General features: G+C 52.6%; 9 protein-coding genes. 3 read left to right on the forward strand and 6 right to left on the reverse strand.

Annotation, left to right across the window (positions count from 1 at the left end):
* On the forward strand, positions 1 to 204 hold a 204-nt coding region (locus tag AC2FJZ_RS22020), incomplete at its 5' end, for a transposase (protein WP_496780341.1).
* 121 nt (positions 205 to 325) lie between these two features.
* On the opposite strand, the gene mgrA is transcribed toward AC2FJZ_RS22020, so the two are convergent.
* From mgrA to AC2FJZ_RS22035, 3 genes are all read right to left on the reverse strand, one after another.
* Positions 326 to 1,393: an L-glyceraldehyde 3-phosphate reductase gene (mgrA, locus tag AC2FJZ_RS22025; RefSeq protein WP_496780343.1), complete on the reverse strand. Its 1,068-nt coding sequence runs from the start codon at positions 1,391 to 1,393 to the stop codon at positions 326 to 328.
* Between the two features lie 125 nt (positions 1,394 to 1,518).
* Positions 1,519 to 2,043 (reverse strand): cysteine dioxygenase family protein, encoded by a 525-nt coding sequence (locus AC2FJZ_RS22030; protein ID WP_246097323.1) that lies wholly within the window; start codon positions 2,041 to 2,043, stop codon positions 1,519 to 1,521.
* A gap of 225 nt (positions 2,044 to 2,268) precedes the next feature.
* The gene (locus tag AC2FJZ_RS22035) at positions 2,269 to 2,538 is read right to left on the reverse strand and encodes an HlyU family transcriptional regulator (protein WP_282121391.1); all 270 of its coding nucleotides are present in this window, start codon (positions 2,536 to 2,538) and stop codon (positions 2,269 to 2,271) included.
* Positions 2,539 to 3,205: 667 nt separating this feature from the next.
* On the opposite strand from AC2FJZ_RS22035, the gene AC2FJZ_RS22040 reads away from it, so the two are divergent.
* Positions 3,206 to 4,132: a DMT family transporter gene (locus AC2FJZ_RS22040; RefSeq protein ID WP_496780345.1), complete on the forward strand. Its 927-nt coding sequence runs from the start codon at positions 3,206 to 3,208 to the stop codon at positions 4,130 to 4,132.
* 24 nt (positions 4,133 to 4,156) lie between these two features.
* On the opposite strand, the gene AC2FJZ_RS22045 is transcribed toward AC2FJZ_RS22040, so the two are convergent.
* Positions 4,157 to 6,655, reverse strand: coding sequence for a hypothetical protein (locus tag AC2FJZ_RS22045; RefSeq protein ID WP_496780347.1), 2,499 nt, complete (start codon positions 6,653 to 6,655; stop codon positions 4,157 to 4,159).
* Positions 6,656 to 7,147: 492 nt separating this feature from the next.
* On the opposite strand from AC2FJZ_RS22045, the gene AC2FJZ_RS22050 reads away from it, so the two are divergent.
* Positions 7,148 to 7,873, forward strand: coding sequence for an SDR family NAD(P)-dependent oxidoreductase (locus AC2FJZ_RS22050; RefSeq protein ID WP_496780349.1), 726 nt, complete (start codon positions 7,148 to 7,150; stop codon positions 7,871 to 7,873).
* 249 nt (positions 7,874 to 8,122) lie between these two features.
* On the opposite strand, the gene AC2FJZ_RS22055 is transcribed toward AC2FJZ_RS22050, so the two are convergent.
* Both AC2FJZ_RS22055 and AC2FJZ_RS22060 read right to left on the reverse strand, forming a co-directional pair.
* Positions 8,123 to 8,590, reverse strand: coding sequence for a DUF6538 domain-containing protein (locus AC2FJZ_RS22055; protein ID WP_496780351.1), 468 nt, complete (start codon positions 8,588 to 8,590; stop codon positions 8,123 to 8,125).
* 44 nt (positions 8,591 to 8,634) lie between these two features.
* The coding region (locus AC2FJZ_RS22060) for a hypothetical protein (RefSeq protein WP_496780353.1) at positions 8,635 to 8,841 on the reverse strand (207 nt) is incomplete at its 5' end.

Here is an 8,841-nt window from a genome sequence, read left to right on the forward strand (position 1 = left end):
GCTTGCATCCCGGGCCGAAGGCAGCGCAAGAAACCTGTGAAGTACGACAAGCGTCGTTACAAAAGACGGAACCGGATTGAGATCATGTTCGGCAGATTGAAGGACTGGCGACGTGTGGTAACCCGCTACGATAGATGCCCGAATGTCTTCCTGTCAGCCATCGCACTCGCCGCACTCGCCGCACTCGTCATCTATTGGCTATGAGTCCTGAGCCTAAGCCGTCATCTGACTGAAAGACTCAGATGACTGCCTTGAGCCCAAAGCAGAAACGCCATGCGATTAAGCAGAAGAACCTGCTAGCACCAAAAATCAGTGGTCAACAATCTTACTCAATTTCCGAGGATCGCGCCCAGAGATTGATTTCCTCTTCCGAGCTTACCTCGTCAATCTTAGCGAGTTCCGCTTCGGTAAATTCCAAATTCTGGACCGCACCTACGCAATCCACGATCTGCTCAGGACGCGAAGCGCCGATAAGGGCTGTCGTAATCCGGTCACCTCTCAGCACCCAAGCAAGCGCCATCTGAGCTAATGATTGACCGCGTGACGCCGCTATATCGTTTAGAGCCCTGACACTCGTCAATGAACGTTCGTTGATCATGCCGTCCAATAGAGACTTGCCTTGGGTCGCACGACTGTCTTCGGGAATGCCGTTCAGATACTTCGATGTCAAAATACCCTGGGCAAGTGGCGTGAACGCAATCGATCCCACGTTCAATTCGTCAAGCGTATCCAACAGCCCGTCCCGCTCAACCCAACGGTTGAGTAGGTTATACGACGGCTGATGAATCAGGCACGGCGTGCCAAGGTCTTTCAAGATGGCCAGCGCTTCGCGCGTTCGTTGCGAGTTGTAGCTTGAAATTCCGACGTAAAGTGCGCGCCCAGAGCGCACTATATAGTCTAAGGCCCCCATAGTTTCTTCCAGAGGGGTATCTGGATCGTAACGGTGGGAATAAAAGATATCTGCGTATTCTAACCCCATCCTTTTGAGCGACTGATCACAAGAGGCCACAAGATACTTTCGTGATCCCCACTCCCCATAGGGGCCCGACCACATATCATACCCTGCCTTGGTAGATATGATGAGTTCGTCCCGATAGCCTGCGAAATCAGTTTTTAAAATTTCACCGAATGCTTCTTCCGCCGATCCCGGCGGCGGGCCATAGTTATTTGCTAAATCAAAGTGCGTTATACCCAAGTCAAAAGCAGTGCGGCAGAGATCGCGCTTTGTCTGGTGCGGGGTATCCCCACCAAAGTTGTGCCATAGCCCAAGGCTTATCGCGGGTAGCTTTATGCCAGACTGCCCACAACGGCGATAGACCATTTGCTCGTAGCGGTCCGGATTAGGAAGAAATGGGCGTGGCCGAGGCTTCGGGGGGCGTTGTAATTTGCTCATCTGTCCATAATCCGAGATCATCACCCCGTGTCAATTCAACGAGATAGTAATCGGCAATCAGCGAAGCCTGCCGTATAGACGGAACATGCCTCAGGCATTGCCAGCGCAAATTGTCAAACTGCAAACTAGTCCTCGAATAACGCGCGAACCTTCGACATGTCATAGGCATGTTCCGTCAGGTTTTCAGGATCCCATTCGCTTCGCTCAGCTTCAAAAAAATCCCCGCCGTATACGTGGATTGCTCCGGTCAACTTGGGGATAGGGTTTGTAACCGAGTGAATGAGGTCCTTACCAAGCGGAGCATATTCACCCGTCGACAATGCTCGAGCCCCCGCCGCTTCAATGCGTCCGTTAGGGTCATCTGCTACGCGCCGCCAAAAAATGTTATCTTCTCGACCACCATAAATACCGATCACGGCCCACATTTCGTGATTGTGGGGCATTATGGTCATGCCTGGCTTCCATACGACGTTGACGATTGTCAGATCACCTGACTTGTAAATGGGAAAGATACCGCTTTCGGTCGGCTCTCCCAAGGCTTGCGTCACGCCCGCGGGATCGCGCATCGCCCGGTCCACCACCTCAGCCACCGATTTGTGAGACGCGTCCTGATCTACTGCGGTCCGGCAGTCCGCTACAAACTGTTCCATGTTCCACATATCTTCAGCCCCCAATTGCATACGATAAATGCAACAGGGTAGCACATGCTGTAAAATAGACGAAATTGGGACCCAGATTGCAGCTGCATGTATCGGGCATCTAAGACTTCCAATGACTGCTTGGCTTGCTTAGCGTTCTTTCGCCAGATCGGGGCGGATGTCTAATTTGCGGAACCATCCGTCGATTGCATCGCATAAATTAGGCTGTCTGTTTGCTTAATCGAAAATGCGTTCGCCCTGCTCGTCGATCACCTGTTTCGCCTTTGCGATGCTGAAGCTTTCGCCCTGATCCCGGGTCTCAAAAACATCCGCCCGGATCACTGTATGGGTCTTGCGATTTCCGCCGATGGTCTTTTCGATACGGGCTAGAAGGCGGTACTTGCCACCTTCGGGCATCAGGTCCGGAAAGATTTCGAACCCTCTGTAAGAGACTGGCTCCGGCTCCGACTTTTCACCACCACCGAAGAGTTTAGAGAAGAGGGACATTGGGCGGCTCCTTTCAGCGTTGCTATGACGGGAGACTAGCGCCGCTTAGGCCAGGCGTGAAGCATGTCGTGCTATCACAACATTTGCCTTCGATCCGTTGGCACGCTCCTTGCGTTGCCTAGTACGTCCAGATCCGCGGTAGAAGTCCATTCCCCACACCACGCTCCCTTGTAAGACTGTCCAGACCGCCATTCTGACACGCCGCCGCCGACGACCGCTTTGAGCCCAAGGCGAACTTTAGCGAAACTCGCAGCACTCGTCGTAAGGGGCGGAGAGCCGACCTTCTCTGCACCAGCGAAGAACTCACCGCCATCTTGCAAAAACAGACATTGAACCCGGACCCGCTTCATGCGTGATCTCCCCGTAACATCAGGGAAGTCGATCTATTGGCTACTGTTACTCGCTCCTTAGTCGATGAACGCAATTTGAATTTGGACGCTGGCTCCTACACGAGCTTACGGACAACGAAATCGTTCGAGTAAGAATAATTATTGCTTCCATCCCGATTGTCCTACTTCAACCAGCGCTTCGGGCGAGATGCACCGCAGCTCCGCAAATGATTCCGCGTCTCGACTGATCAACTGGCATTGATCTCGATGCGCTATTCTCGTAAGAGCCACACCGATTGATGCTATGTTTAAAAAGCCGATCATGCTCTGATGCAATCATGAAAGTGAATAAACCTGCGTTGGCCTACGGAGCTTTGTTGCTTGCAATGTTGATCAGTGCCGGGAACTTCTTGTTCGGTAATCTGGCTGTCAATGAAGTTCATCCGGTTGCACTGACCTTTTGGCGCTGCCTGATTGCAGCAATATTTGTTTTGCCACTTGTTCTGAGGGGACAGGGCCACCCGTTCCAGCACTTCAAGGGCAGTTGGTTCCGTATTACAGTCCTTGCCTGCATTGGCGTGGTCGCCACACCTTGGTTTGTTTATTCTGCGCTCCGCTCAAATGATCTCATAGATCTTGGCGCCGGTTACACCAGTGTACCCTTACTGACGATTTTGTTCTCGGCACTATTGCTCGGCGAGCGGTTGCTGCCTGTTCAGTATCTGGGTGTTGTGATCGCCCTCGTTGGCGCACTGGTTTTTGCATTTCGTGGTGACTTCTCAAACCTAATCAATTTCGACCCGCATCTCGCCTTCCTGTTGATGATCGCCTCCAATGCCTGCCGTGGGCTCTATTTAGTTCTTCTTAAGAAATGGAACATGCACCCTAAGCCTGATGAAGGCTTGTTCGTTATTTTCGTTGTTGGCATTGTCGTGCTGCTGCCGTTTGTTGTGATCCACGAAGTAGGCACACTTCAACCATTAGACTACTCTTGGCAGGCCTGGGGCTCTATTCTCTTTATTGGAGTTGGCATGGGTGCCATCTACCTCCACCTGCTCAATTTCGGTACAAACGAAGTTGGTGCGTCGACGGCTTCCTTGTTTGCCTATCTCGTACCGATATTCGTTGCGGTCGAAGCCGTGACTCTAAGGGGCATGGACCTTCAGCTTTATCAAGGCATCGGCGGCGTGCTGATAATCGGCGGCGTTCTGATCGCAACCCGGTTGCATCTTCGACCAACAGCTGGGGACCATCCGCCTCATTGATGCACATGTTGCCAGAGGGGATGATCAATCCGGCAAGGCAGCTTCCTGAAGATCACTGACAAACCTGTCACGATCACGTTGCTGAAAGTTTTCGAATGCCAGGCGGACCCGCGAACATGTCATATCGGGGCGAATCTCTTTACTCTGACGGACTATCTGCCTTGCCTCTTCTATGCGGTGTTGTCGTATCAGAATTACCGCCAATACATAATGCCCAAATGGGCCAACCGACCTCCCTTCCAATGTTGTTCTTGCGCAGGCTTCAGCTTGTTCCAGATTATCAAGGAGGTAGAGGCACATTGCTTTTGATAACAATTTAACCTTGAAGTACGGTCCGGACGGTCCAAACCGGGTTGCCGTCTCAAAATGCGCCAGTGCCCGTTTCGCCTGTCCATTTACCAACTGAGTGTACCCAAGTACCAGATGAGCGTTTGCCGCGCTTGGGTTGAGACTGACTGCAAGTTCAGCTTCTGCTATCGCAGCATCGCGCCGGTTGTACAGAGTATAAGCCCGGGCGAGAGTGGCATGGGCGAAACTACTGTGTTCATCCAGGGCTACAGCGCGCTCTGCGTGATAGAGTGCACGTTCCTTTGCCCCTTTGCGGTCATCAACCTGGACGAAAAACAGCTTTCGAAGCTCGGCATTTGCCATGACGGCATGCGCAAGCGCATAGTCCGGCGTCATGTCGATAGTCTTGGATAAAATGTCATTTGCCTTTTGGGTATCTTCGTCCGTGAACTTGAACAGATGCCACAGAGCTTTTTGAACCCTGTCCCATACATTGACCTCACCACGTTTCAGGCGGGCTTGCTCTCGCAAGTCGAACCGCAGCTCCCAGTCGATATGCCCGACGACGGCCGCGGCGATTTCCTCTTGCAAGGAAAAGACATCCTCAATTTTGTGATCCAGGCGATCGGCCCAAAGGTCATGCCCATTCGATGTATCTACCAGATGGGCGGTGACGCGAACGCGATGGTCATCATAGCGCACACTGCCCTCTACTAAATAATGTGCCCCGAGGCGTTGCGCTATTTCCTCACCGGACAAAGAAGAATCTTTGAGTAACTTGGTCGAGGTAGGTGAGACCACCGACAGCCAATCCACCTTTGCAAGTTCGGTAACAAGTTCCTGGTTGATGCCTTGCACAAAGCCATTGCCGTCGCTTTGTCCACTGAGATTGTCGAAGGGCAACACTGCGATTACGGGCTTTTGAGGTGCCGGAAGCTGAGTGACCATACGATCGAACAGACGGTCTTTTTCTGCCGGAGGCTCAGTTTTTGGTGCAAGCGTTTCGGTTTCAGTTTGGGAACCGGACAAAAGTTCATGCGTTGCCGGGATTTGGAACACCAGTCCGTGCCGCGGCCAATCAACATTATTGAGTGTCATATAGTCTTTGAGATTGTGTGCTGCGTACAAGAATGCGTGGCTACGCGCGCTGACGCTGATCTGCTTGTGTGCGAAGTTAAGTCCCGCCGCGACGCGTGCCAACAGGTATTGGCTTTCCATAAAACTTAGCCGATGGCTTTCGTGGCGTTCAACCCAGCTCATCGCTCCACGCCGCAGAGTTCTGACGAACTCTGCGATCCCAACATCATCCTGCCACAGCCCCAACGTGTGGTGTTTTGAATGAAAGAGCCCGAGATCATCAAGAATGGCATCCCACTGAGCTGGCACGCAGTTTCCACGTCTCGCCAACAGATACGCCAACTCGAAATACGCATGATCATAAAACAGGAACTGCTTGTCTTGGTAAAGCGCCAGATCGATCAGGTAATAGTCAGGATCACTGCTTTGATGTGATCGTACCAGTACATTGTAGCCGTGAAGATCTCCATGTAATCGACCTTTGGCCGCTCGGATGCTTAATCGGCTTGGCGAGTTCTCGTCGCAAGCAAAAGCTATTGGGTTTGGGTACCAATGTCCTTCAAACATGAGGCAACGCTCGTTCGGATCATGGCCGCAAACGTCGGAAAGGAACCGGTGTAGTCGACCTGCCTCAGGATCTAGTCTGTATCCGAGCCATTCAGAGAGCAATTCCCGGGGTGAGTGCATACCCGGCGCCATCTGGTAGTCAGAATTCCAATCATCGAGTAGGCTTCGCGAGAGCCGTTGGAGGACGTTCAAGGCCAGTTCGTAGCCACAGTCGTTCCAAGGAAGAGAATATTCAAGTCCTTGCGCTACGACCGTTGAAAGGATCGCGATCTTGCCTTTATGTTCCAGCGAATTGACGATGCGAGCCAGATGTTTGGATCCGAACGCTGGTATCGCTTCGAACGCCTCGAGATGTCTTTGGTATTCGGTCTTTTCTTGCCATTCCGGATCGGGAAGTGCGTCAAGTTTGAGAATTGCCTGACCGCTGAAGGCATCACAGGTGATGTCAACAATATAGACAAGAGCGCCAGACTTGCCTGCACTTAGCCGCTGGTGAAAGTAAATTTCACCTTTTACCGACCAGCGGTCAATTATCAGTGGCAGAAGCTCTTTGTAGTCTTCCGGCCAAGAGAGATCATCGATGGCGGACATTAACAACACTCCGCAGAAGTACCGCCAAGGACTGTGTAATTCTGCGCGGCGGAACTGTCCTTTTGTATGATACACATGCAAACGCGTGAACCAAGTCGTTTGGATGCACTGGTCATAGTTTTCTGCGCGATGGTTGAGCCTGCCCAGTGAAAGCTCAATGCACCGCAAGATGCTCGAATGTCCGCTTTTGAGCAGTTGTGAAGCAGTCTTGACGCATCGGTGAAGTTCTCCTTTGGGCCGTTTGCCACCCTCGGTCCAAAGTTCTCGAACGGGAGCTTTGTCCGCACTGCCGCCGTTGACCAGGTCGGGACAGCTCATATGCCCAACCAAAACTGTCAGATGACCACTGTGAGCACAAAGCTACATGTATGTCTTTACCTCTGCGGGAACAAAAGAAGCTGTGCACTGCTGCCAGAATTGCCGGTATTCGGTTTTTAAAGTTCGAGTGAACTTGTAGTCTTTCCAAAGGTCGAGACTGAGCGGAGAGGATACATGGCAACAACTTTTGATTTTCACGGCAAGACGGCGGTCGTCACCGGTGGAGCGAAAGGTATCGGCTATGGAATTTCATTGAGCCTGCAAAAGGCAGGAGCAAACGTCCATGTCCTGGATATCGAGGCGTTAGAAGAAGACGGCATTCACTCACATGTTTGCGATGTGACAGATACCCAATACATTACCCGAGCAATTCAAGCTGTAGTTTCATCAGACCAAACTGTTGACGTGCTCATCAACAACGCCGGGTCGGGGGCGGGAAGTAAATCCGTGATCGAAACTGATCCGGATCAATGGAAAAAACTAATCGATATCAATCTGGTGAGTGTTTTCGAAGTAACACGGCAGATTTTACCATTTATGATTAGCCAAGATTACGGTCGTATTGTAAACATGGCATCTTTGGCTGGCAAAGAAGGCACGCCCAATCTCTCCGCATATTCAGCCGCAAAAGCCGGGGTAATTGCTCTGACTAAGTCACTCGGGAAAGAACTCGCGCTGACCGGCATCCGCGTTAACTGCATCGCACCAGGTCCGATCGAGACCGAGCTTTTGACACAATTGGATTGCAAGGACCTCGAAGCGATGCTTGCCAAGTCACCGATGAAAAGGGCCGGGACTGTCGAGGAACTTGTGCGCATCGTTCTTTTTCTCGCAGCGGATGACAATACCCTCAACACCGGTGCGGTCTTCGATGCATCTGGGGGACGAGCGGTCTATTAGGTGGAATTTAACGGATCGCATGGAACTTGAATTGCGGCTTTGTCCGCAGAACAGTCATTCAGCCAACCTTCAACCGACGTCCACATTGGCAAAAAAAGCCAAGTGAGTGCCCCCGGCAACCCGCAAAGGGCCGCCGAGGGTTCTGTCTATGAGGGTGGTCTTCGGGTGACGACATAGTCAGCCAGCCATTGCCAGTAGGCTTCAGCGTCCCGGAACCCCTGAGCCCGAGCAGCCAGATCTTCCGCTGCCTTATCGGCTCGTGAATAACCCCACGGAGTATCGGACCGATTTGAACCCGCTGGGTCGCAGTTCATCACTACGCCGGGAGAGATAGGCGCGGCTTAAATCACGAACCGGTACCTTTACCGGTGCTGATGGTCTTATGAACTTAGACTGCTCCAGATTGCATCCAGAGTCCTCCAGAGTGGCCCGGAGACGGACGAGAGAAGTCTCTGGCTGGTCAACCCAATCAGGAACGTCAGCGGTGCTCTCAGGGGCAGACAGAGCTTCTTCTGCCTGCGATCGAACCTGCTCCACCAGTGTCTCGAACCGGGCGTTGACTTCAGCGGCACGGACGCGGGCGGTGTTTCGGTCACTGTTCTTGAGGCTCTGCTTCAGCGCCTGAGCGCCCAGCGCGAGAGCCACGTCAACAGGATAGTTTCGCCGATAGAGCCACGTGTGGCCCTTCAAGTAGGCATAACGAATTTGAGCAGACATTGCGTCTCCTCCTTTCTAGTTTGATTGTTGGGGAAAGGACCGAACTAGCCGGTCTTGGGGACGACCCGGAAGACCAGGTCCAGTGCCGGTTCGCCATACTCGCCAGCCAGAGGGCCGGTGACGGCATGGCCGGTCACGCAGTCTTCGAACACCTCGTCGATCTGGAAGAGATGTTCAGGCACGTCATCGAAGGCCCGGATCACCACGACGTCACCGGGGTTTAACACCAGCTCAGTCATCGTCGGACCTCC

Source organism: Ruegeria sp. CDSA079 (assembly GCF_059612245.1).